This is a genomic window from bacterium (genome assembly GCA_004322275.1).
GTDB lineage: Bacteria > Desulfobacterota > Deferrisomatia > Deferrisomatales > BM512 > SCTA01.
Window position 1 is genome coordinate 13,210 of the sequence record SCTA01000024.1, and the last position, 25,643, is coordinate 38,852.

16 protein-coding genes are annotated in these 25,643 nt (G+C 59.9%); 10 read left to right on the plus strand and 6 right to left on the minus strand.

What is annotated here, in order from left to right; all coding sequences use genetic code 11:
- Positions 1–89 precede the first annotated feature (89 nt).
- The 6 genes from EPN96_07795 to EPN96_07820 all read left to right on the plus strand — a co-directional run bounded on the left by EPN96_07795 (position 90) and on the right by EPN96_07820 (position 12,437).
- Positions 90–1,895 (plus strand): type II/IV secretion system protein, encoded by a 1,806-nt coding sequence (locus EPN96_07795; protein TAL16827.1) that lies wholly within the window; start codon positions 90–92, stop codon positions 1,893–1,895.
- 131 nt (positions 1,896–2,026) lie between these two features.
- The gene (locus EPN96_07800; protein ID TAL16828.1) at positions 2,027–2,632 is read left to right on the plus strand and encodes a prepilin-type N-terminal cleavage/methylation domain-containing protein; all 606 of its coding nucleotides are present in this window, start codon (positions 2,027–2,029) and stop codon (positions 2,630–2,632) included.
- Positions 2,632–3,270 carry a prepilin-type N-terminal cleavage/methylation domain-containing protein gene (locus EPN96_07805; GenBank protein TAL16829.1) on the plus strand — a complete coding sequence of 213 codons (639 nt, stop codon included), beginning with the start codon at positions 2,632–2,634 and terminating at the stop codon, positions 3,268–3,270. Before EPN96_07800 ends, EPN96_07805 begins: the two co-directional genes overlap by 1 nt.
- 2 nt (positions 3,271–3,272) lie before the next feature.
- Entirely contained in the window at positions 3,273–5,270 is a 1,998-nt protein-coding gene (locus EPN96_07810; GenBank protein TAL16830.1) for a hypothetical protein, read from the plus strand.
- Between the two features lie 87 nt (positions 5,271–5,357).
- A complete protein-coding gene (locus EPN96_07815; protein TAL16831.1) occupies positions 5,358–11,363 on the plus strand; it encodes a hypothetical protein in 6,006 nt (2,001 codons plus the stop codon).
- Between the two features lie 57 nt (positions 11,364–11,420).
- Complete coding sequence (locus EPN96_07820) at positions 11,421–12,437, plus strand: glycosyltransferase (GenBank protein ID TAL16832.1); 1,017 nt, start codon at positions 11,421–11,423, stop codon at positions 12,435–12,437.
- Positions 12,438–12,705: 268 nt separating this feature from the next.
- Here EPN96_07820 and EPN96_07825 read toward each other — a convergent pair whose 3' ends face one another.
- Genes EPN96_07825 through EPN96_07840 form a run of 4 tightly spaced genes read right to left on the minus strand, consistent with a single transcriptional unit; the run spans position 12,706 to position 17,007 of the window.
- Entirely contained in the window at positions 12,706–14,040 is a 1,335-nt protein-coding gene (locus EPN96_07825; protein ID TAL16833.1) for a TldD/PmbA family protein, read from the minus strand.
- 2 nt (positions 14,041–14,042) lie between these two features.
- Positions 14,043–14,492 (minus strand): N-acetyltransferase, encoded by a 450-nt coding sequence (locus EPN96_07830; protein ID TAL16841.1) that lies wholly within the window; start codon positions 14,490–14,492, stop codon positions 14,043–14,045.
- 8 nt (positions 14,493–14,500) lie between these two features.
- Positions 14,501–16,429, minus strand: coding sequence for a DNA repair protein RecN (gene recN / locus EPN96_07835; GenBank protein TAL16834.1), 1,929 nt, complete (start codon positions 16,427–16,429; stop codon positions 14,501–14,503).
- A complete protein-coding gene (locus EPN96_07840; protein ID TAL16842.1) occupies positions 16,168–17,007 on the minus strand; it encodes an NAD(+)/NADH kinase in 840 nt (279 codons plus the stop codon). Before EPN96_07840 ends, recN begins: the two co-directional genes overlap by 262 nt.
- Positions 17,008–17,058: 51 nt before the next feature.
- On the opposite strand from EPN96_07840, the gene EPN96_07845 reads away from it, so the two are divergent.
- The 3 genes from EPN96_07845 (at position 17,059) to EPN96_07855 (ending at position 19,833) form a co-directional block, all read left to right on the plus strand.
- On the plus strand, positions 17,059–18,399 hold the full coding sequence (locus EPN96_07845; protein TAL16835.1) for a replication-associated recombination protein A: 1,341 nt from the start codon (positions 17,059–17,061) through the stop codon (positions 18,397–18,399).
- A complete protein-coding gene (locus EPN96_07850) occupies positions 18,357–18,833 on the plus strand; it encodes a hypothetical protein (protein TAL16836.1) in 477 nt (158 codons plus the stop codon). The genes EPN96_07845 and EPN96_07850 overlap by 43 nt, the downstream gene beginning before the upstream one ends.
- 565 nt (positions 18,834–19,398) lie before the next feature.
- Positions 19,399–19,833, plus strand: coding sequence for a hypothetical protein (locus EPN96_07855; protein TAL16837.1), 435 nt, complete (start codon positions 19,399–19,401; stop codon positions 19,831–19,833).
- A gap of 676 nt (positions 19,834–20,509) precedes the next feature.
- On the opposite strand, the gene EPN96_07860 is transcribed toward EPN96_07855, so the two are convergent.
- Both EPN96_07860 and EPN96_07865 read right to left on the minus strand, forming a co-directional pair.
- On the minus strand, positions 20,510–21,907 hold the full coding sequence (locus EPN96_07860) for an insulinase family protein (GenBank protein TAL16838.1): 1,398 nt from the start codon (positions 21,905–21,907) through the stop codon (positions 20,510–20,512).
- Positions 21,904–23,421, minus strand: a complete 1,518-nt coding sequence (locus EPN96_07865) for an insulinase family protein (GenBank protein ID TAL16839.1) — start codon at positions 23,419–23,421, stop codon at positions 21,904–21,906. The genes EPN96_07860 and EPN96_07865 overlap by 4 nt, the downstream gene beginning before the upstream one ends.
- Positions 23,422–23,792: 371 nt before the next feature.
- On the opposite strand from EPN96_07865, the gene EPN96_07870 reads away from it, so the two are divergent.
- Entirely contained in the window at positions 23,793–25,487 is a 1,695-nt protein-coding gene (locus EPN96_07870; protein TAL16840.1) for a hypothetical protein, read from the plus strand.
- The last annotated feature ends 156 nt before the right edge of the window (positions 25,488–25,643 follow it).

The window sequence follows — 25,643 nt, forward strand, 5'->3', positions numbered from 1 at the left end:
CTTCCCGGAGCTGATCCCCTGGCCGCGCCGACGCGGCTTTCCAGAGGGATTTTTATCAAAAACCCGCGTCCGGCTCAAGGAGAAAGACCGTGAAGGACGTGAAGGACGTGAAGGACAAAAAGCGCATACATACTTCGCTGAACCTCGAAATGGCGTTGGCGGCCTGCTTTGAGAAAAATCTTCTGACCGAGAAGCAGGCGCGCTACATCTTCGAGAGATCGAAAATCCAGCGCGCGAAGATAGCCGCCCAGAGTTCGGAGGTCGAGGCGGACGATCCCGCGACTCTCATTCATTCCTTTGAGTTCTCCCCGCCCTTTCGCGAAAACGAGCCTCTGGAACCGACTGAAATAGTCGAGGCTATCGCCGAAAAGCTAAGCGTCCCCACGATACACATAGACCCCCTCAAGCTCGACAGCGAGGCGATAGTCAAATCCCTTCCCAGGGCGTTCGCTTTCAAGCACGCCTCCCTCGTACTCGATCCGAAAATAGACCCGGCTCCCGTCGCCATGGCCAATCCGACGGATTTCGAGGCCCTGCACATAATAAGGGCCCGGCTCGGGAAAAGGGTGCGCATCTTCATGGCCCCCGCGGGCGAGATTCTTCATCTCATACGCGAGATTTACGGCTTCAAGACCTCGGTTGCCGCAGCGGAAAAGGATCTCTCGCAGCTTCCGGACATCCAGAACCTGGAGCAGTTCTTTTCGATGCGTTCGGAATCGGACGTGGACGTCAGCGACAGCCACATCGTCCGCGCCGTGGACCATCTGCTCCGCTACGCCTTCGACCAGCGAGCCAGCGACATACACATCGAACCCAAAAGGGAGCAGTGCGTCGTGCGGCTCCGCATAGACGGCGTCCTCCACACCGTACATACCTTTTCCAGAAGGGTTCACTCGGGGATAGTTTCGAGGATAAAAACCCTCGCCCGGATGGACATAGCCGAAAAGCGCCTCCCGCAGGACGGCAGGATAAAGGCCCAACACGGACAGACCTCCGTGGAACTTCGCGTCTCCACCCTTCCGGTGGCTTTCGGGGAGAAAGCCGTGCTGAGGATTTTCGATCCGATCCTTCTGGACAAGGATCTCTCGGAACTCGGCCTCGCCGGGAGGGAGCTCGAACTCGTCGAAGGGTTTCTCGCGAGGCCCCACGGGATATTTCTGGTCACCGGCCCCACCGGCTCCGGCAAAACGACAACCCTTTACACCGCCCTGAAAAAGATATCGACGGAGGCTTACAACGTCTCCACCGTCGAAGACCCTATAGAAAACATCTGCCCTGAATTCAACCAGGTAGGGGTGCAAAGCCACATAGGCCTCTCCTTCGCCAATGCGCTGCGGACCCTCCTTCGGCAGGACCCGGACATTATAATGGTCGGCGAGATACGCGACGCCGAAACCGCGAAGATGGCGATTCAGGCCGCCCTCACCGGCCATCTGGTCCTCTCGACCCTCCACACCAACGACGCTCCGGGGGCGATAAACAGGCTTCTGGACATGGAGGTGGAGCCCTTTTTGCTTTCCTCCACCCTCCTTGGGGTGATGGCTCAAAGACTTGTGCGTACCCCTTGCAACAATTGCGCAGTAAATAGATTGATCGATCCCGACGAGGCCAGGCTGCTGTGCCTCCCTGGGGACACGCAGATTCTCGCCGGCGAGGGGTGCCCCCGGTGCAGGCGCACGGGATACCTCGGAAGGACAGGCATCTTTGAGATACTGGGGGTTTCGAGGGCGGTGGCGGACGCCATCCACCTGCGGGCCTCCACACAGGAGATTGAGGCGATCGGCCGTTCGGAGGGGATGCTTACGCTAATGGAAGCGGGAGTGGGAAAAGTGCTTTCGGGGATGACCACTCCCTCGGAGGTGCTGCGCCAGGCCTATATGGGAGAAAGCTCATAAACTGGCATTATTCGCGCTTTTGTAATACATTACAGGATTAAGACGGTGCGTTTTGACCGGGCGTTTATAAAACACGATGACGTATCTTAACGGGCAGGCGCTGATTCAACAGCGGACGGCCGGGGATGAACATGAGAGCCAGCGGGAACAGACAAGGGGGCTTTAGCCTCGTTGAACTTATGGTGACGGTAGCAATTATCGCCGTCATCGGGGTCATCGCGGTCCCGGCCCTCAATCTTTACATACCGAAGTACCGCGTAGACAACGCCTCCAAGGTCGTCGCCTCGGAAATGCAGCTGGCGCGAATGCGGGCGATATCGAAAAATCTGCCCCAGATCGTCACCGTCGATACCGTCGCGCAAACCGTCGTCCTCGCCCAGATAAACGCCGACGACTCCCTTACCACCATAAACACCCTCTCTTTCGAGGGAAGCTCCGGCGTGCCGACCTTCGCTGGAGTCTCCATCGGAAGGATATCGGGTACGGGGGTTCCCGCCGACGCCCCCGTCTCGGAAGAGAGCGCCGCGGCGGCCTTCGGGGTGCCGGGGGGCTCGGAGGTCTATCCCTCCATAACCTTTCTGCAAAACGGCCTCAGCAACCGGAGCGGGCAAATCTATCTGATTCCCTCCGGGGACCTGACGAACTCGCGTTCCGACAGGACAAAAGCGGTCCAGGTCCTTCGGGCCGGAATGGTCCGCCGGTTCAAATACGACGGCTCGGTCTGGAAGGAGTACTGATGGGACGCAAGGGCTTCACCCTCATCGAAGTTCTGGTGACGATGGTCATCCTTGCGATAGGCCTTTTAGCCATCGTCCAGATGACTCTCGTCTACGTCAACGCAAACACCTTCAACAACATGCTGAGCCAGGCCACGGTAATAGGGCAGGAGAAGATGGAGCATCTCACCTCCTACGCCCGCAGCGACCGGGCCGACACCTATTCGACTCTCGATTTCGATTACCTGATCTCCGCCAGCGGTAATTTCACCTCCCTGCGGGACGTTTCGGGCGGCTCTCCCGCCAGTTTCATAGTACACGGCCTCCTTTCCGGCGACAACGGCGGCGTCCCCGTCACCGCCCCCTGGGACGCGAACCTCGTCTTCCCGGTCCTCTACGACGACGGCGCCCACGACGACGTGGACGACGGCGACGGGATATACGGCCTGAAAGAGGTCATAGACGTTCCGGGCATGGGCGGCGCAGCGGCATTCCAGGTCGAAAGAATCCAGCGGGTACAGCCGATAAATCTTGAGCCGGATCCGAACCTGCCTCCCAGATTCGATCTTGCCAGAATCACCGTGATCACATCCTGGACGGACAGGTACGGCAAAAAAAGAGACGTGACCCTGGACACCGTCGTCCACAGGAGGCAATAGCGATGCGGCTCTCTGACAAGCGTGGAATAGTCCTCGTTACGGGGCTCCTGATACTGGCGATACTCTCCCTGCTGGGGGCGGGCTCGATTCTCAGCTCCACCATGGACACCAGCACCGTCGGCAACCAGAAGAGCGGCAAACAGGCTTTCTACGCCGCCGAGGCGGCGCGCAACGCGGCTATCCTCCAGATAATGGATTCCTACAACTCCACGGGGAACTTCATCCCCCCCGATCCGGCCGACCCGCCGGTGGACGTAACCACGGGCGCTCACGGCTTCGACGGCTCGAATTTCAACGGCTACGCCCTCACCTACCGCGTCTCCTGGACGCCCCAGCCCGTGGGCATCGATCAGACCGCCAACGTCTCCTTTCCCACCAATGAAAACGGGATGGTGATGGACAACATGGCGCGCCAGTATGAGATCGAGGCTTTCGCGACGGGCGTCAACACTACCGACAGCGCGACGGTTCGCGAGACGATACGGGTGCTCACCCGCCCGCTGACCCAGTACCTCGCCTTTTACGAAGGCCACATGAACTGGCGTCCGCAGGCGGCGGCGCAGCTTACGGTGAACGGCGGCAGGGTGCATGCGAACGGCAGAATCTACCTCGCCCCCCAAAACGGCATCCTCTTCGGCTTCGATCAAAACAGGGGCTCAAACGCCCTCACGGCCACGGGTTCGGTCGAATATCACATGGCCATACAGCAGGACAACTCCGACTCCGCCGCGGGCGGAGGCACCCTCGAAATCACCGTCCCCGTCATTGGCGAAAAAGCAATCGCCCAGTCCATAACCCGCCTGAACAGGGGCCAGTACGAAAACGAATTCATGGTGGAAACCGATTCCGCCCTCCGGGTGGGCGTGGACAGATTGAGAGCGCCGGGAAGCGGGATTCTGGACCGGGGTGGAATCTTTGAACTTCGGGCAGATAAAGACGCCTCGGTCCCTGCGGACCCCCTCGTCGATACCTTCCAGATAAACGACGACGGCGGGGCGCTCAACGTACTCTTCAGCGTCAACGGCTCCGTTCCCGTGTCGTTCGCGAACGAGGTGGAGGGTTACCTCGATTCGACGGGGGCGCTTATGGCCCTCAACACCTGGGACGAGGCGAGGGTAAACCCCGACGAATCCGGCATCGACGCGAACTTCGTCGCGAGGACGATAATCTACTCCAAGGAGCACCAGCCCCTTGAGGACCACACCCTGCCAATTCATGTTACGTATCTGGATGACGCCGGGATCCTGATGAACAAGGACTACCCGACGATCCTCGAAGCCAACGACCCCCGGGAAACAAAACCGGTGGAGTTCATCGTAATCGACCTCCAGCGCCTCCAGCACTGGTACGAGGACTACCTCGTCAGCATGGGGCTCAATCTCACCGGCAGATCCCTCCTCATCTATGCGGCAAAAACGCCCAACGCCTTTTCCATATCGGCGATAAAGATTATCGGCTCCCAAGGGGGAAGGGTCCGCACCGACACCGCCGATATTCAGGGCAACGCCACCCTCAAGGTTCCAACGATTATAGCCACCCCCAACCCGGTCTACGTCGAGGGCGACTTCAACTCGGTCGGCAGCCAGCCCTGCGTGATAGTCGCCGACGCCGTAACCTTCATCTCCAACTCGTGGGGAGAACTCCATTATCCCCCGGCCGTAGCGGGCGTAACCAACGCCTCGCAGACAAGGTACAACGCCGCAATAATCGCCGGGCGCTACGATTACATGACCGGCGGGTCGGCCACCGAAGCGGAGGGTGTGGAAGACCTCCCGAGGAAGATCGAGAACTGGGCGGGAATCGACCTCACCTTCACCGGTTCGCTCGCGAGCCCCTGGTTCAGCGAAATCGCGGATTTCCCCTTCAATCCGGCCATGGTCACCTCGCCTAACTACATAATCACCTACGACACCAGTCTGAAAACGTTGCCGGGCATGGGAATAGGTCCTTACGTTCCCTCCATCCATACGGTCGAAAGAGAGTCCTGGCGTGAAGAATAAACGTCACGAAGCCGAAAACACACGGTCCCGCACCTCGGGAGAGAACTTTTGCGCCCCTTTGAATGCCGGGCGCGCCGGAGCAGCGCCATGAATACAAAAAGACGCAACCGCAAGGATCTTGGCTTTACGCAGGTCGAGCTGCTGCTTGCACTCGGCATAGGGATAATCCTTCTCGGACTCGCGGTCTTTCCCTTCTTTCTCTCCCAGATAAAGAGCTACACGGTGCAGGACGAGACCGCCAAGATGCAGCAGCGCGCCCGTACCGCGCAGGATTTTATCGTCAGGTCGGTGCAGCAGGCGGGCGCTTTCGCCCTCACCGGCAGCGGCCCCATGTCCATACGGGGAAGACCGATACTGGGCGCGGGCGACAGGTTCATAGCCGTCCAGTACGACGACCCGGAATCAAACACCCCCGGCAGGATAAGCGCCGACGAGGTGGTGATGTTCGCCCTGAGCAAGCCCGGCGGGACCACTACCGAAACGATCACCGTCGTTGATGCGAGCTTCGACCGGGACAACGACGGGACCGTGGAAGAATCCGAGGAATTCAACTGGGAGGTGCCCCTCGCTCTCGGGGGCCCCCCCTACAACCTTTACCGGATCACCCCCGACCCCTCGGACCCCACCGGCGACCCGATAATGGAGCTTGTGGCAACCAACGTAGACAACCTGATCTTCAAGTACTACGACGGTGACGGCAGGCGCATACCCTCCGAAAGCGACGGCGAGCCGAGCCCGATGCCCTACGATCTCGACACCGAGGGCGAAAGGATCGGGGTCAAGACCGTAGAGGTGGAACTTGTCCTCGCCTCCGAAAAGCCCGACGACAAATACAGCCAGGATTTCGCGCTGGAGGACAATTCGGTGGGCACCTACACCACCGACGGAACGCCCCGCACCGGCTTCGTGCTGAGCAACCAGACCGCCTACGTCGCGAGCGGAGCCCTGCCCAACCAGTTCCGGCGCAGAAACTACACCACGATCACCAGCATCCGCAACATAACCGCGACCGAATGCGGCACCATAGAGTTATCGGCCAGCCCCGAGTCCCCGCGCTGCCCGGACCCGACCGTCGTCACCGCCACGGTGCTCAACGGCGAGGGAAACCCGGTCGCCGACGGCACCCCGGTAAACTTCACGATGCTCACCCCGGGCCCGGCCCTCACCCCGGCCTCTGCTACGACCGTAGGCGGTATTGCCACTACCACGATGAGCTATACCGGCGCCAAGAGTCCTTTCACCGTCGAGGCAGTGGCGATGATCGCCTGCGGTGACCCCCCTGAACTTCGCACGTCTAAAACGATAAACTTCGTAGAGGGCGATCCCGTACAGGCAAAGATCACTCAAACCGGCTATACCATCGCCGACATGGCCGACCAGCCCGCTCCGCCGGACGCGAGTTTCGTCACCTGCCGCGACGATTTCTTCGTCTTCAGCATCCTTGCCTACGACCAGTGCGACAACGTGGTCGACCCCACCGCGCCTCTTACCTTCCGCACCGTCGCCGGCACCGACGAACCGCTCGGAACCATCTCCGACAGCGACAATGTCGCGGGCGGCTGGGGCGCGCCGGGGGACACGGCAAGTTTTCAGGTTGGCAAAAACGCCTTCAGGATCGACCGCCCCACGGGAGCTATCGCCGCCACCGCCCCGACAGCCACCCCCACCGACGTCGCCACCGGAAGGTACGACATACTGGTCAGGGCGCAGGACGTGCTCCCCGCCTGGATTACGCAGGGGTTCTGGTTCATCAATCCCCTCACCGGGATAGAGGAAACGATCACGGGGCCTCCCTACAATGTCTTCACCATTCCACTTTTTCCGTGGCCGCCGGCGGATTTTACTATTATTTCGGATCCGGACAATCCGGACACCTCGAAAATAGTAAGCAACCTTGGAGTGAACTTCGCCACGCTCGATTGCAACACCGTACCGATTCCCGATTTCATAGCTCCGAATTACAGCGATCCCGAATACGACTACGTGGACACATTAGTCGTCACCGACTGCAAGGGCAACAGAGTTGCCAACATGAACTCGGTTGGAGGCTACTCCATCGATGCCTTCTTCACTCACACAACCGGGGTGCTCGGCCCGGAATCAATCGGGGGTCTCGGGAAACCGCCGGTACCAGACCCTCCGAACCCCGTTACGAACCTGATAAATCTGGAGTCCGCCTACGCTAACTCCGAATACAAGGTTTTTTTCGCTAAAAATGGCTGCACCATCGATCCGGACCTTTACGCCGATTCAAATCCATATGTCGATTTCACCTTAAGATCCAATAACTTCGTCAATGACTCAGGTCCCGTAACCGTCACGAAAACTTATCAAATAAATATGCGGCCCTGCAGAACCTGCGGGCTCACAACCGCGGCCGACATTGTGACCACCTGCGAGGGCTATGCCGACGTAACTGTTGGCGGTTGCGATTTCGTCAACAAGGATGTCCTTCTGACGATCGACGAGGTTCCGCTGCTGCCGGCTGCGGGCCAGCCCTATTGGGTTGACCGGGTAACCCACCTGCCCCTCAACGGAATAAAATCCAGAGAAGCAACGGTGGTTACCGGCCCCGACGGCACGGTCACGGCCAAACTCTCCATAGGGGACGCCGCATCCCTCACTACCCTTACCGTCAGGGCAGGCTCCACCAGCGCCGAGGTTCCCCCCTGGTCCTGCCAGAACGAAGCCACAATAACCGTCAGCAACGAATGCATGGATTTTCGCGCCTTCTACAAGACCGACATAGGCATTCAGGACATAGTCAACGGCGGCTCTTACTGCGCCCAGCAGCTCTCCACCCTCTTTTTCCAGATAGAGCATTGCAGGCACGAGGGAGGCATCTTCCCCAATCCGGTGACTGTCATCATCAGGGACCAGTTCGGGCAGGATTTCGACATAGAGGATATAGATCTCATCGGCCTCGTCAGCACCGTCGACCCTGTAACCCCGCCCTACCGCTTCTTTGAAGGGGAGATCAAGGTCTTCCCCAACCCCTCGGCGCAGGGCAATCATCATAACCTCAAGCTGGAGTACCCGCAGAACAAGGGATCCTCCATGATCATCAGGCCGTGGGTAAACGTCAACGACCCCTCCGACTCCTGCCCGGACAGCGGAGACTGGTCAACCACGCTGATACCCCCCCTGCCGCTCTGCTTCCCCAACGCCATCACCTCCGGCGGCGGCGCTTCGTGGAACGGCAACTTCAAGGTCCACTGGGGCGACGTCGTCGTTCGCGGGCAGGTCACGGTTCCGACGGCCAACAAGAGAATAGCCAAGAGCGCCGCGGGACAGTATGACGGCAACCCCTTCGGCGGCACCGGCAATTCCGACCGCCTCTTCGACCTCTACGTAGGCAAGGCGGGCACCACCAGCCTCGACGACGGTCTAATTCAGGGGCTGCAGCCGCCCGCCGGCCATACCGGCGTCTATCAGCCCTTCAAGAACGACGTGCCCATCGGTTACGGCCACTACTTCACGAACATCTCCAGCTCGCGCATAAACGAGATGGTGGTTCTCCTGAACTACGATCTGATGCGCGGACTGGCGATGACCCACTCCAACAACTCCTACTGGTGCGCCATACCCACCACGCCGGGGTCGCTCTACAACCCGAGGAGAAAGGTTTCAACCACCTTCGCCGCCCTTATGCAGTACCCGAACGCGAACAACAACGGCGACTTCCTCTTTCTCGATTCCTGGTGCCAGGCCGGACCGGGCGGAGCAGGACCCTTGTGGATATCCGACACCGCCCTCACCGACGCCATAATAAACGCCACCCCGATGACCAAGCCCGCGGGCAAGACGATACTGGACGCCCTCCCCCGCTGGACGGCCTCGGGCAGCTTCTTCACCAAGGGCATAACCTACATCGCGGGCTCTCTCGAATTCGGCGGCCTCGGCGCGACCACCCCGGTAACTGTCAAGGCGCCTCCGAACAAGGATCTTCGCTACGACCACAACACGGCGGTATTCGACGAGAGCGAACTGCCGATACGTCCCGACCCGACGGCGGCCCGCTCAAGCTTCACCCTCGGCGTCCACGTCAACGGCGCTATCTACGTAGACGGTGAGTTCGCCGGAAACGGCAACCCCTCGGTCTTCGGCGCTATTAATTCGGAGCGCGGCTACAGCGGCAGCGGCTCGCCGGAGCTCTGGTACAACTACGCGCTCAACCAGTCTACAAGCGACGGCAACTCGCTGTGCGTCGATTGCTGCAAGATCAATGCGACTCCGAGGGCGATCGACATGTCTCCCGGAGATACTACCTCCATCGACGTAAGGGATTTCACCGAACCTCTCATCTTCCAGACCTCCGACCCCGACATAGCCACGGTGACCGCCGGCGGCGTGGTCACCGCGGTCGCCCAGGGAACCACCTCCATATGGATCGTAGACAAGAACAACTGCTCCATAATGATCCCCGTGCGGGTATCCACCCAGTGCGTGGGTCTGGCCCTTCGCCCCGACACCGTACCGGAAAATCCCGCCGTGCCCTTTGAACTCGTAGCGGGCGTCGAACCCACTGCCTACCTGCAGGTGGTAGACGCGGGCGGCGAAACCTATCCCTTCGCGGCCTGGGCCTGGAGCGCGACTCCGAACGCGGTCGGTGAGACGGTGGTGGAAGTAAGCCCCGTCGCCTCCGGCGCCTACTCGGCCTGGATAACCGGCAAGAAGTGCGGTACCTCGGTCGTCACCGCAAGAGACACCCTTGAATACTGCACCGGCATCTACGAGTCCTTCGTAACGGTGTCCTCGGCCCTCGACATCTCGACGATAACGCCCCTCAAGGACGAGTACGAGGTCGGCGAAACGGTCACCCTCACCGCGACGGGCGGTTCCGGCACCCTCACCTGGCACGCCTCTCCCGCGGGAGCGGTGGAGTTCAACTCCTCCTTCGGCGCGACGGTAACCGCTACCTTCAAGCAGCCCGCAAGCCCGCTGCTCATCGATGTCTCGGACAGCCTGGACTGCGTCTCGGCTGGCAAGAATTTCTTCGTCAGGTGCCCGACCCCGACTCTCGTGACCGATTTCCCCTTCGACGGAAGCGAATGGGGCCTCGATTCTACTAACGGAAGGAACCTCTACTGGAAGATCACTCCGAGCGACGACCACCTCGTCGATCCGCTCGTTCCCTCGACAATGACCGACCAGCTGAACAAGGTCAATTTCACCATCACTCCCCCGGCCGGCGTCGTCTGGCCTCCCTATCCCCTCAACGCGGCGCCCAGAGACGAGTTCACGACCGAGTTCTGCGGCCTCGCGGGCGGAGACGTCTGCAGCAGCAACCCGACGGACATCTCATCCTGGAAGAGTGGCGAATACACCTTTACGGGTACAGGCACGGCGACCTACACCGAGCCGCTGGTGATAGCCGCCTGCGGAGCGACGCGCAACGCATCGACCTCGATCAAGGTCAACATCGACAACTGCTTCCTCGATTACACCGACTACTTCACCTCGCTCACCCCTGAGTGGAGCCTTAACTGCCTGGACAACGGCTGCAACGCGGGATTGAGCTACAGAAACATAATCAGCGGCGACTTACTCGCCGTCACCGCGGTAAACAACAACGCTTCGACGGGACCGGCGGTTCTCACCGTGGACAACGCCCTGTACCACACGACCACCTCCAGCACCTTCGTGATCGAGGCGAGGATATCCGGCCTGACCGACACGGATCCCACTCCCGGCCTGATCTCGGGAGCCGGACTTGTAATGACCACCGACAAGACCAAAGAGAAGGTGAACTCGGTGACCTTCGCCGGTTACGCGGACCCCAATGCGGCCTGGGACACCCCGCATAACCTGATAATGTATTACTTCAACGGCGCATCGATGTCGGCTTTCAACACCGGCGTGATGCTTACGCCGCCCTACGACCTCCGTATCGAGAAAACGACCACCGGCGGTTACTTCGTATTCAAGTACAAAAATTCCTCGGCTACGAACTGGACTACGGCGGTAACTTTGTCTTACGGCGCATACCCCGTCGGGGCTAACTTCTACTCCGGCCTCTTCGTGGACACCCCCAACACCGCCTCCACCAACGCCGAGGGGTGGTTCGACTACTACAAGCAGACCTGCTACTAAACCGGCCGCAACACTTCCGAGGGCCGCCGGTTGGCGGCCCTCTTTATTTTGGGAAACATGCCTTCGCCAAAAATCACCGTCATCCTTCCCGTACGCGACGGAGAGTCTTACCTCGGTCAGGCCCTCGATTCCCTGAGCGCCCAGACGCTTGGGGATTTCAAATGCCTTGTCCTCGACGACGGCTCGAAAGACTCCACCCTTTCGATCCTCGAAGGCCACGCCCGCCGGGACAGCCGCTTTGCCGTCCTCAAAAACGGGAACTCCTCCGGTATAGCCGGGGCGCTGAACAGCCTTCTTGCGAGAGTCGAAACCCCCTTCACCGCCCGGATGGACTGCGACGACCTCACAAGCCCCGAAAGGCTCGCCCTCCAGCTCGCCCACGCGGAAAAATTCCCCGGAATTTCCCTCTGGGGCGGGCTCGTCGAACCTCTCGGCGAGAGCGGCGCGGGGTGGGGCGAATACCTCGGCTGGCTCAACTCCATTTCAACTCCGGAAGAGATAATCCTCCACAGCCTCACCGAGAGCCCTCTCCCCCACCCGACCTGGTTTTTTCGCACAAAGGATGTCGTTGACGCGGGCGGCTACCGCGACGGCCCCTTTCCCGAGGACTACGAGCTTTTCCTCCGGCTGCTTGAAAGGGGTAAAAAATTCGGGAAGGTAGAGGCGAAGGTGCTCAAGTGGAGGGACCATCCGGCCAGAGAAACCTGGACCTCGAAGCGCTACTCCTTCGACGCCTTCCTCCGGCTGAAAAGCGGCTACTTTCCCCGGCTGAGGCGGGCGGGAGTCCTGCCCCACCTCCCGGACAGGCCCATAGCCGTGTGGGGCGCGGGGCGAACGGGAAGGGTCGCTGCGGGAGAGCTTCGGAAGGGAGGCGAGGGGATCAGATTTTTTATCGACCCCGTCCAGGCGGGCAAAACCGTACTGGGAATCCCTGTTTTAACGCCCGAAGAAGCCCCATTAAAGGATGCTTTAATTCTCACCGCCGTGCGCTACAAGGATATCCGGACGCTGGTGGAGGAGTTCTACAGGGAAAAGGGGCTGGTTTTCGGCAGGGACTACATCTGGCTTTACTAGCTGCAAACAAACTACCTTCGAGTCCAAAAACATTTCATTATTTCGTTTTTGGACGAGCCTTCCTTTCGTTCCCCTTCGGGGCCCGTAGGTGACGCAGGGAGCGGAGTGCGGAAAGGGCGGCGGGGGGGTTTTGCCCCTTCACGCCCCCGCCGCAGCGAGCGGCTCCTTCCGGGCCGATTTCTTGGGTACTTCTTTCTAAAAGAAGTACCAAGGGGAGCGGGGCGAAGTCCCGCAAACGTAGACCGGCGGGCCGAGCCCGCCCTACAACTCAACCTGAGATATCCATCCCTCCGACTAGCAGCGAAGGCGCTCCGAGCGACCCGTGAAAGGTCAGGTCCGAGCCGACGCCCTCCACCCTCCTGAAAAGCTCCAGAATATTCCCCGCTATAGCCGCGCCGGTGACCGGGTGGCTTACCTTCCCGCCCTCCACCCAGAGTCCCGAACAGCCGAGGCTGTAATCGCCGGAAACAGGGTCGATGGTGTGCGCCCCCATCACCTCTCTCACCCAGAGCCCCCTTCCCATCGCCGCCAAAAGCTCTTCCGGCGAGCCGCCGGTTCCGGGAGCTATATAAAAGTTGGTCACGTCGGGAGAGACCGCCGAGCCGGGTGAGCCCGAGCCGTTGCCGGTCGAGCCCCTCCCCTCGCGAAGCCCGGAAGCGCGGTCGTACAAAAAGGCGCGCAGGACTCCCTCCTCGATGCAGGTATTCCTTCTTCTGGCGCTCCCCTCCTCGTCCACGGGCTGGGTGTCCATTCCGCCGTACAGTAGCCCGTCGTCCACTATCGTGACGGCCTTTGCCAGAACGCTTTCGCCGGGTGCCCCCCTGAAGATCGACTTGCCCTTCTGTTTGTTCCTGCCCAGCAGCGACGGGGCCAGAACTTCGAGAAACTCCCCCGCCACGCGGGCGTCGATGAGAGCCGGAAAGCTGCCTGTAGGAGCGCTTTTGCCTCCGAGAAGCTCGCAGGCCCTTCGCGCCGCCTCCTCTCCCACCGAGGCGGGATCGGCCAGCGAGAGTTTCCTGAAATCCCGCGAAGCCCAGGCGGATTCGGCGGATTTTCCCTTTCGCGCCGCCCCCTCCACTGAAAGCGAGTATTCGGTAGAGGTCCAGTAGACCCGGCTGCCCTCAACGGCTACGGCGCGAAGAGTGCGCGACCCCTCGAAAGCGGGTTTTCTCGCCGAAAAAACCCTTCGGTCGAAGCCGAGACAGGCGCGCCGGACCCCCTCCGCAAGCTCCTCCGCCAGTTCGGCGGTGAGCCTGGGCCACTCCCCGTCCTCTATGCCAAGGTCGATTTCGGGCGGCGTCTCGATCTCTTCGGGGAGTACGCGGAATTTGTCCTTTCCCATCACCGCGCCGCTGGCGAGAGCGCGCTCAAGAAGTCCGGGAGGGTCGAAGCCGCCTTCACCGGCGGGAGCTTCCGCGAAACCGGCCTTCCCCGGCGAAAGCTCGACTTCGAGGGTGACGAACCCGGAATTCCACCGCTCCAGCTCCGAAGGGCCTTCGCCCGGCTTTTCGGCCCGCAGCCCCTCCTCCAGCCAGACGTTCGCCAGCCATTTTCTGCCTGAAAGAGCTTCCGAAAGGTTGTCCAGTATCTCGTGAGGGGTCAAGCCTACACCTCGCGCATCACGGGAATTTCGTTGCAGTTCGGGAACTGGGTGCAGTGGATGCAGTCGAGCCAGACCTTGTGGGGAAGCTCGGACTTGTCCACCTCGTTAAAGCCGAGATTCTTGAAGAATTCCGCCCTGTAGGTGAGGGCGAAGACCTTCTTGATGCCCAGTTCCCTCGCGTCGGCGAGGCATCTTTCCACCAGCAGCTTGCCCACGCCCCTGCCCTGCCTGTCCTCGCGCACCGCCAGCGAGCGTATCTCGACGAGGTCGAACCAGAGGATGTGAACTCCCGCGAGCCCTATGACCTCGCCGTCCTCTCTGGCGACTATGAAATCGCGGATGCGCCCGTAGAGGTCGAGGCGGGAGCGGCTTAAAAGCTCTCCCTTCGCCGCGTACACGTCGAGCACCAGCTTCATCTGTTCCACGTCGGCCAGAGTGGCCCTTTCGATAATTACTTCGCTCACTTTGAAGACCTCTTTGAAAGCTCCAGCGCGTGCTGGTAGGCGGCGTTGTCCTGCCCTTCGGCCCCGAGCATCCTTGCCAGCTCGTCAACCCTCCCCTTCTGATCCAGTTTTCGCACCCTCGTGAAGGTGCGCCCCTCTTCGGTGCTCTTCTCGACGAGGAAATGGGCGCTCGTCATGCACGCTATCTGCGGCAGGTGGGTTATGCAGATCACCTGGCAGCTCTCCGAGAGGAGCTTGAGGCGCTCACCCACCCGCTCGGCGACCCTGCCGCCTATGCCCGCGTCCACCTCGTCGAAGACGAGGGTCTCGACAGCCCCGTCGCGCAGCGCGTTCTTTACCGCGAGGAGGATGCGCGAGAGCTCGCCGCCGCTGGCTATCCTCGAAAGCCTTTTCGGCTCCTCGCCGGGATTTGGCGCGAGGAGAAACCAGACCTCCTCCGCCCCCTCCGGCCCCGGTTCGGTCTCGTTTATCCCCACCAGAAAGGAGGAGGCGCCGAGGCCGAGAGCCGAAAGCTCCTCGCCGACGCCCTTCGATAGCGCTTCGGCCGCCCTGCTCCGCGCCGACGAGAGGGCGGCGGCGGCCTCCAGAAGCTCCTTGCGGGCAGCTTCCTTCGCAGTATGGGCGTCGATGAGAGCCGTGGTCCTGTTGTCCAGCTCCCAAAGCTCCTCTTCAAACTTCTTTAGCTTCTCCAGCAGCGCCTCTATCCCCTTGCCGTGCTTTCGCTCCAGCCTGCGGATGAGGGAAAGCCGCTCCTCAATCTCCTCCTGACGCGCCGGGTCGGAGCGTATCTCCCGAAGGCGCGACGAAACAGCCAGCGCGGCCTCTTTCAACGGCACCAACGCCTCTTCCAGAAGGCGCAAGATCTCAGCCGCTCCGGGATCGTTGGCGAAGGCCTTCTCCACCGCCCTTTTGCCCCTCGAAAGTCCGTCGATGGAAGCGGACTGCCCCAGGGAAAGCTCCTCTTCGGCGGTGTTGTAGCACTCGGTGAGCTTTTCGGCGTGGGAAAGGAGCGACCTTTCCGCCTCCAGCGCCTCGTCCTCGCCCATTTCGAGGTTCGCCGCGCGAAGCTCTCCGGCCTGAAAGGAGACGAACTCCCTGCGCTCGACTGCGTCGGCCTCCATCCTCTCAAGGCAGCTTACCTTCTGCGCCGCACCCTCATAGACCCCGAAGGCTTCCGCGTAGCGGCCGAGAGCGCGGATTCCCTCGCCGTCGAGGGCGCGGTCGAGAATTTTTATGTGGTTTTTGTCGTCGAGAAGCGCCTGATGCTGGTGCTGGCTGGAGACCTCGACCAGCGCCGCCCCCGCCTCGGCGAGCACCGAAACCGGCACGGCGGAGCCATTGACGTGGGCGCGCCCCTTGCCGTCGGCGGTGACGGAGCGGGCTATTATCAGCGGCTCCTCCCACTGGACTCCGGCGTTCTCCAGTATGCCCGAGACCACCCGTTTCGCCTCGCCCCTGAGGGCGAAAACCCCTTCGACGCGGGCCGCTTCGGCCCCGGTGCGCACAAGCTCCCTGCTGGACCTGTCTCCGAGAAGAAGCCCCAGCGCCTGAAGCAGTATCGACTTTCCCGCCCCCGTCTCCCCGGTGAGGACCATGAGCCCCGGCGGAAAGTCGATTTCGAGTCTGTCTACGAGCGCGAAATCGCGGATTTTGAGGGATTCGATCAACTGTCGCCCTCCGTGCGGAGCTTGTCCCCCCAGCGAAGCTTGGTGCGAAGGAGGGTGAAGTAATCCCTCTTGGGCGAGCGCACCATGAGCACGTCCTCTGCCGACCTCCTCACGGTGATTATGTCCTCGTGTTCCAGCTCGAACCCCGACTGGCCGTCGAGGGTGACGAAGACCTCGCCGTTCTTCTTGCGTATCCGCACCTCGAACTTCGACTCGGGGCCGAGGATTATCGGCCTGTGGCTCATCGCGTGGGGGCATATCGGCGCGAGGACTATCGCCGGTACCGACGGGTGTACTATCGGCCCCCCCGCCGAAAGGTTGTAGGCGGTGGAGCCGGTGGGGGTCGAAAAGATGAGGCCGTCCGCCTGATAGAGCGCCAGAAAGAGGCCGTCCACCCAGACTTCGAGGTCGCTTATGCGCGCGAGGGCGGTCTTGCTGAAGACCACGTCGTTCAGCACGCGGAAGCGCTCCTTCACCTCGCCCCTGCGGGTCACCTCGCCTTCGAGAGTCATTCTCCGCTCTATCGGCGCGGTGCCCTCGTAGAGGGCCGTAAGGGTCTCGAAGAGCTCCTCGACCGCAATCTCGGTCAGAAACCCGAGGGAGCCGAGGTTGACCCCCATGATCGGGATACGCCTCCCCCCTACCCAGCGCACGGCGCTGAGAAAGGTTCCGTCTCCGCCGAGCACGATGAGGAGGTCGGGGTCCGCGCCGGATCCGGCCGACTCGCCGTCGTCGAACGCCGTCACCCCCCTGCCTTCGGCCCATTTGTGCAGTTCCTCGGCGAGAAGGGCCGCCCTGCGGGAAGTCCTCTTCTTGAAAATGCGGATATTCTCTATGCGCACGGAGCCTCCTTCGCCATTTCAGATTTAGTATGTTATTTTAATGCCATGACGCTCTTCAAAGAAGACAATAAATTGAATAAAAGAAAGTCCGCGCCGCTGGCCGAAAGAATGCGCCCCGAAACGATCGACGAAATCGTGGGGCAGGAGGAGGTTATCGGTGCCGATACCCCGCTCCGAAGGGCCATCGCCTCGGGCTCCCTCCCCTCGATTCTCTTCTGGGGGCCTCCCGGCAGCGGCAAGACCAGCCTCGCCCGGCTGATGGCCTCGGCGGCGGGGTACCACTTCATCCCCCTCTCGGCGGTAAGCGCCGGGGTGAAAGAAGTGCGCGACGTGGTCGTAGAGGCGGGAAAGCTCGCGGAGGAGGGCAAGAAGACCCTCTTCTTTCTCGACGAGATACACCGCTTCAACAAGGCGCAGCAGGACGCTCTCCTCCCCCACGTTGAGGCCGGAACAATTACCCTCGTCGGCGCGACCACCGAAAACCCCGCCTTTCAGGTCAATTCAGCCCTCCTCTCGCGCCTTCTGGTTCTCCGCCTCGAACCACTGTGCGAAACGGACCTGCGGAAGATAGTAGAGCGGGCGGTAGAGGACGGTGAAAGGGGACTCGCGGGTTTGAAGGTTTCCCTGCCGGAAGAGGCTCTGGAAATGCTTTTGCGCTACTCCATAGGCGACGCGCGAAGGGCGCTGAACCTCCTCGAAGCGGCCGCCTTCGCCACCTCTCCCGGCGAGGACGGCGCACGGACGATAACCGCAGGAACGATGTCCAAGACCCTCCAGTCGCCCACCCTCTACTACGACACCGACGGCGACTGGCACTACGACATAATCAGCGCCTTCATAAAGACGATGCGCGGCTCCGACCCCGACGCGGCGCTCTACTGGCTCGCGAGGATGGTCGAGGCGGGGGAGGATCACCTCTTCATAGCCCGCCGCATGGTCATCTTCGCCTCCGAAGACATCGGCAACGCCGACCCCGAGGCGCTCCGCGTCGCGCTGGCCGTCAAGGACGCCGTCCACTTCGTCGGGATGCCGGAGGGGTGGATACCGCTGGCGCAGGGCGTCGTCTACCTCGCCACCGCCCCCAAGTCCAACGCCTCCTACTTGGGCTACAAGGCCGCCAAGGGTGACGTCGAGCGGTACGGCAACGTGCCCGTGCCGCTCCACCTTCGCAACGCCCCCACCAAGCTCGCCAAACAGATGGGATGCGGAGAAGGCTACCTCTACCCCCACGACGACCCCGACGCCGTCGTCCCCCAGACCTACTTCCCCGACGCCGTCGGCAAAAAGAACTACTACCGCCCCAAAGGATTCGGCTTCGAGAAAACCATCGCGCAGAGGCTGGAGTGGTGGGAGAAAAAGCGGAAGGAAAAGGGGGGAAACAGATGAGTTATTTCAAGGACGTAGACACTTACGTTGTGATTGCTAAGAGCTCGGAATTATTGGACAGAGGCGAATACGAAAAGGCAATACAATCGATAAACGATGCGCATGCAATTTCGCCTCCAATGGAGGGTCTAGAGTCCTCAGCTCCAATGATGCTGGCGAAAGCTTATCGCGGTCTCGGTGACATCGACAGGGCGTTAATAGAAATAAAAAAAGCGTATGACTTGGATCGCAAGACGCGAAGTGAAAAATATTTTGGATTTGCAGTTTTTATTCTAGAGGAGTTTATATATTTATTAGAGATAAAGGGAAACCACGACGATGAAGAACTGTTTTTGCTACGGCGCGAACTATCTGAAATAAATGCGGCGCTGGAAATAAACAAGAATAAATCAATTATTAGTAAGTTTAAAAATTTTTTATTTTCTAACAAATAATATATTGGCAAAAATGAATTGGCTGCACGGTAATGCACCCTCGAAAAAGGCGGGTTAGCCGAATGAAAATATATCTTTCACTGATGTGTGCATATGCAGTGGTGCTTGTTCTAGCGCCGATCGGATACTTTATTCATAGCGACGCTTACAGATGGACGCTCACTACTATTTCCATAGTATTTTATTTAATCATCCTGGCTTTCGTTATTTCTTCAAAGCAATAAAAGAACGTGAGGCTGTACATCGCAAACTCATTCGTCCATATTTCATTCATGACGCTGTGCCTAATGCTGTTAACATGGAGAGACGTTATCATTCCAAACACTTCATATTTATTGTTATATACAATTGGATTAATAATAACTTGGCGCATATCGGGTTTTGTGAAAGATAAGATCAGAAGAGAGGGGGATGACTCAATATAGAAGGGCTTATTTCCAAAGCGGGACGTACTTCAAGGTGCGACGGCGGCTACATGCATGACATCGGTTGAGATTAACCTCGGGGATTGATGCGTTACGCTACGCTAACGCATCCTACCTGGCTGAGAAGGAGGGTTAGCGAAATGAGTTTTTTGAAAGATTTGAAACTTTCGTGGGCGATTCCCAGGTGCGTCCGCTTATGGAGTAAGGGCGAATATACCGCCGCGATTAAAAAGATAAACGAAACTCGTGAAATCTCACCGGATTCCGGCTCCGATGTCTCATTCCATTTATTGTTGGCAAAGTGCTATCGAGGCCTCAACGACCTTGATAGGGCATGGCTTGAAATCAACAAGGCTTACGTCTTAGAATCCTCTACAACAAGAAGCAACAACCTGCCATTTACCGTTTTTTTGCTAGAGGAATTTATTTATTTACAGCAATTGCAGGAAAACCCTGACAATGAGAGATTGATTTCCCTCCAGCGTGAATTAGATGAAGTAAATGCAGCCATAGGAAACAAAAGAAAAAAATCCATTATTTACACGTTGAAAAATATTTTTACTCGGAAAAAATAAGCCACGTAGGGTGGGCCCGGCCCACCACATCCGACAAAACATTAATGTAATTCTATAGTTGCGGGGCTGTTCGCCCCTGCGCCCCAACACCGCTTCTTTTGACCGCCCAAAAGAAGCGGTGGGAAGAAAAGGCGCGCTCCCGTTGTGCCCAAAGCTCGCTCACTCGTCCGCTCGGCGAGCTCCTATTCGCTTCGCTCAGAAGCAGCTCGAAATCCTCTCGCTACCTCGTTCGCTGGGCACCGGAGAGCGTGGGGGACGAAAAGAAGGCTCGAACAAAAGCGAAATCGTTTTGAGCTTTTGTTCTCGAAGGTATTCTTTTTACACTTACGATAAAAAACCTACCTTCGAGTCCAAAAACATTTCATGATCTCGTTTTTGGACGAGCCTTCACTTCGTCCTCCTCGTGGCCCGTAGGTGACGCAGGGAGCGGAGGCGGAAAGGGCGGCGGGGGGGTCTAGTGAGCGCAGCGAACGAGTGCCCCCTCACGCCCCCGCCGCAGCGACCGGTCGCTCGCAGAGCGAGCGGAACCTCCCGGGCCGATTTCTTGGGCACTTCTTTCTAAAAGAAGTGCCAAGGGGCTTGGGGCAGAGCCCCAAACAAAGCAAATTGGCGGGCCGAGCCCGCCCTACAAAAAGGTTTGTCGGCTTTCGTTCCTCAAGCGCGACCTACATGATTATTATTCCGCTTTAATTACCCTGAACCCCCTGAAAACCTCATTCTTCTCCTCCACCTCCCCGATTACAACCAATATCCCCGAATCGGGCCGGTAGACCTTGGCGGCTTCTCTGACCGCCTCCCTGCCCGTGGCCTTGAGTTCCTCGAACTGTTTCTCCGCGAGATCGGGCGGAAGCCCGATGAGCGAAAGCCCCATTCTTCGCTGCAAAATCGAGGCGTTGTCCCGGTAGCGGAAGATCTGGCTGTTAGCCATCGACTCCTTCGCCCTCGAAAGCTCCTCCTCGCTCACCCCATCGCTGGAAAGCGCCTTCATCTCCTCGGCCATTATCTCCCAGACCTTCGGGAGGTTTTGGCTCGAAGTCTGTCCGCTGACTCCGGCCACGCCGAACTCCCGAAACGGGCTGTAGAAGCTGGACACGGAATAGGAAAGCCCTTCGTCCGTGCGTATTCTCCGCATCAGCCGCGACTGGAAGCCTCCCCCGCCGAGGAGGTAATCCGCGAGGTCGAGGGGGGTCTTTTGCGGGCTTTCGAGGCTGGGGGCGAGATCGGCCCAGAGAAGGGTCGCCTGCCCGGGCTTCCCCGGCACGACGATCATCGTGGGCTCCGGCTCGGCGGGCGGAGGAGGCGGGATGAAGGAGGGGCCTTCCCCCGGAAGGGAGCCGAAGCGCTTTTCGAGCAGGGTTTTCATCGCCTCGGGGTCGAAATCCCCAACGACGCCGATCACCCAGGCCGAATTTTTCAGCAACTCGCCGTGGAGTTTCTGTGCGTCCTCCCTCGTTATCGCCTCGACCGTGGCGACGGTTGGGACGACTCCGCGCGGAGTGCCCCTGTACATCGCCCGCCGAAACTCCCTGAAGACGAGCGCCTCGGGGTTCTCCTCCTCGCGCAGGACCGTCCCCTTTACCTGCTCCATCGCGAGCGCCAGCCGCTCTTCGCCGAAGGCCGGGGTGAAAAGAAGCTCGGCGAGAAGATCGAGCCCGGTTTCGAGGTCTCTTGAAAGAACGTCGAGGTGGGCCGCGCCCGTCTGCCTGCCGAGGGAAAGGCCGACCTCTATCGCAAGAGAATCGGCAAGGTCGTCGAACTCGGACGGGGTTCTGGCGAGGGTTCCCCCGCTCCGCCAGGCTATCCCCGTCACCTGCGAAAGCCCCGCCTTCTCCGGCGGGTCGAAGATCGCCCCGCCCCGGAAGCTGAGATAGACCCGGACAAGAGGGATATCGCGGTCGGGCAGCAAAAAAACCTTCGCGCCGCCCGAAAGGGTCTCCTCGATTATCGCGGGAGGGGTGAAGGCCGGCACCGGGAAGGAGGCGGTTCGCGGATCAAGTTTTTTGTTTCCCGCGCAGCCGGAAACGGCAAGCAGCGCCGCGAGGGCGAAAGTTAACAGCTTCGGGAATATCTTCATTTCCCCGCCTCCCCGGCCTTTTGGGCGGGCCTTCTGAGTATCGCCGTGGTTTCATTTTCCGGGGTGAAGTACCTGGCGGCGACCTTCGACACCTCTTCGGGAGTTATCGTCTCCATCACTTTGGGGTGCTCCTCGATGTAGCGCCAGTCACCGGCTACGGTCTGGAAAAAGGAAAGTCTGCGGGAAAGTCCGCCGTCGGAGAGGAGCCCTCTCACCCTGTCCGCCTCAAGGGCTCTCTTCACTTTTTCGAGTTCGGCGGGCGGCGGCGGTTCCCCGGCGAGGCGGCGAAGTTCCTCCCTCACCGCTTCGAGGGCGGTTTCCGGCTCCACTCCCGGCGCGGGCTCCACGTAGACCACGAAGAGGTTGTCGTAGCGCGCTCCCGGCGAGCCGTTTACCGTCGAGACCTGCGTCGCGACCTTTTTGTTTTCCACCAGCTCGCGCCAGAGGCGGGAGGAACGCCCGCCGGAGAGGATGCCGTCGACGAGGTCCAGAACGTAGTCGTCCCTGTCGGGGAGGGTGGGTTTGTGAAAGGCGATGACCGCCATCGGCTCGGCGTCGGAAAAAACCTCGACCCTTCTTTGCCCCTCCTGCAAAGGCTCCTTCGGAATCGGGGGAAAAGCGCCGCCTCTTGGGGGAATATCGCCGAAATATCTCTCCAGCAGGGCGAAAAAGACCTCGGGGTCGAAATCGCCGACGGCCACGGCCACGGCGTTGTCCGGCCCGTAGTGCTTCTCGAAAAAACTCCGGGTGACGTCGATGTCCAGCGTCCCGAAATCCTCCGGCTTGCCGATGACCGGGTACCTGTAAGGGTGGATTTTGAAGGCCGCGTCGAAAAGTCCCTCGAAGAGAAGGACGCTCGGCTCCGAATCGCGCCGCTGCAAACGCTCCTGTATGACCACCTTCCTCTCGTTGAAATACCCCCTGAACACCGGCTCGCGCATCCTCTCCGATTCGATCGCCGCCCAAAGCTCCAGCCGGTTCGAGGGGAGAGAGACTATGTAGCTTGTGAGATCGGAGGTAGTGAAAGCGTTAAAGCCGGTTCCCCCATTTCGTGAGTAGACGGCGTCGGTCTCGTCCTTTACGACGAAGGGGGCCTGAAGGCCCTCAAGCTCCTTTAGCCTCTCTTCAAGAATGATGATCCGGGGCGCATCCGCTTCATCTCCCTTACGCTTCTCCGAGTCGAGCGCTTTTCCAACCGCCTCTATCTCGTCGAGAAGGGGTTTTTCCCCCTCCCAGTCGGAGGTGCCGAGGGTTTTGGTGCCCTTGAAGAGCATGTGTTCGAGCAAGTGGGCGACTCCCTTCGCGCCCTCCGGCTCGTCCACCGAGCCGACCTTGAAGGTCATCTGGAGGGTTACGACGGGAGCGCCCGCGCGGGGAAGCGCGAGGGCGACGAGGCCGTTGGAAAGCTTTTTCTCGTAGACCCGGCCCGAGAGATTCCCTGCGTCGCAAAACGCATTCGACGAGAGGGCGGCGAGCGCCAGAGATATCGTAAGTAACCTTGCTAATAGACGCATCTAGTGTCCTGTGCGGTTAGTGGCTTCCGGTAATGTGGGCGGCGATTCGCCCGATCCGGCCCGCCCGGTGATGCCTGAGAAGGTTGCACTATTATCATTTCGGCCATTTTTTTAATCTCCTGCCGGACCTAGGGGAGCGGGCCGGGAACCGCGCGAAGTGAGGAGCCCGAATACCTGGCCTGTATTCGGGCGACGAACGACAAAGCGGATCGGGATGAAGCGACGCCCATATAGGTAGTGACTAGCCGCACAGGACACTAGCTCCCATCACTAATATTTTGAGGAATAAACCCCTGCCATGTTAATCTATACGCAACCAAGGATTTAACAACCGTTTCGACATATTAAGACTCAAGAGGGAAGGATTACAAATGTCCAAGCTGACTTCCCCGAAAACCTCCAGAGCGGCCTCCATCCGCGAGGAAACGAGGCGCATCATCACGGCCCGGGGCACGGAGCGGGAAGAGCTCCTCGCCAATTCCGACAACCTTTCAGCCATCGTCCCGCTCATCCCGCCGGAAGAGCTTCTCTTCACCCTTCGGGAACTCGGCAGGGAAGACGCCGTGACGGTGCTCTCCCACGCTCGCGCCTTCCAGCTCCAGACCATCCTCGACCTCGAACTGTGGAACAAGGACAGGGTCCGGCCCGAGCGCGCCCTCTACTGGCTCCAGTTCATGGACGACTGCGGAGACAAGGCCGTCGTCAAGTGGATGAAAACCCTGGAACCGGAGGAGCTTTCCCTCCTCTTCGCGACAAACGTCCGCGCCTCGCTCGCCGACGAGGACGGCGGCCCCGAGAAGGACGCCGGCCCCGGCGAGATATCCTTCACTTTCGACGGCGTCTACTACTTCACCGCCCCCGAGAAGATAGCCGACCCGGTGCGGAAGATGCTCACCCTGCTTCGGCTGGAGGACCACTCCAAATACCTCAACGTCCTGGAGGCGATGCTCACCGGTTTCGACCATGAAAAGGAAGAGGAAGCCTTCGACCTTCGCGTAAGGCGCATCTCCGAGCGCGGCTTTCTTCCCTTCGACGAGGCCCAGGCGATCTACGCCCCGGTGCCTCCGGCAAGGCTCCCAACGATGCAAAAGCGCGTGGAGGGGTCGAAGGTCAAGCCCATCGGCGAAGCGCTTCAGCTCCCGGTGCCCCAAACCCCTTCCGGCATCCGCCTTCAGGGGCTTTTGAACCGCTTTATCGGCACCGAAGACGCCGGGCCGGTGATGTCCCAGCTCACCCTTCTCACCCACAAGGTCGTCGCCGCCGATTCCTTGGACGCCGGAGAGGCGAAGTCGTATTACCTCGCCGGGCGCAAGGTGGCGGGGCTTCTTCTCATAGCACTCGAAACGCTGGCCGGACAAGACGAAGAGAAGATGGCCGCGCTGCTGAAATCGAGCTGGCTCGAACACCTCTTCCGCGTGGGCTGGTGGCGGGTCGAAAGCGCGAGCAAAAAGGCCCGGGCGATGGTGAAAAACGGCTGGCCCGACGGAAAGATGGAGCGGCTTTTGCTCCTCGACGAGCCGATGGTTCAGGTCCTCAACGGCCTTCTGCGCAAAAGACCAAAGCTCTTCCACCCGAATGCAAGCGAGGGGGAGTTTCTGGAATTTGAATCGATGGAGGATATCGCCTTCGCTGAAAGAACCGTGGAAAAGGCTGATTTTCTCGGCCGCTTCATCCTCCGCGCGATAGATTTCTCACTCGGAGACCTGAAAAAGGCGCATCTGGGGATAGAGGACGACAATCTGAAGGGTTCGACTCTCTTTTTGACCTCTCTGGTGAACGCCTCCCTCGGCAAGGGGTTTCACTTCGGCCCCATCCAAAGGGAAAAGGTCCTGAAAGGGCTCTCCAAGCTCTGGGTAGAGAACAAGCCGCCGCGAAAGGTGCGCCCCGAACTGGAAGAGGAGGCAATCAGGTGGGCGGCGGATCTCATGTCGGCCTCCGAAGCCGAAACCCGTTTCCTGCGCGAATTCCTCGACGACGTTATAGCCCTTCTTGAGGAAGAGTACGGACACCTTGCCGTGAAGGAGTTGCCGGATCCGAGGTTCCTGAAGGGGATTTGGCTTACGTAAGCATTTATAGCTGTTTATCGTCATTCCCGCGAAAGAAGGAACCAGGGGTAGTTCTGTAGGGCGGGCTCGGCCCGCCGATTTACAACTTGCGAGGCTTTGCCTCGCGCTCCTAGCCACCTTTTGAGTGAGCAAAAGGTGGCCCAAAACTCAGCCCGG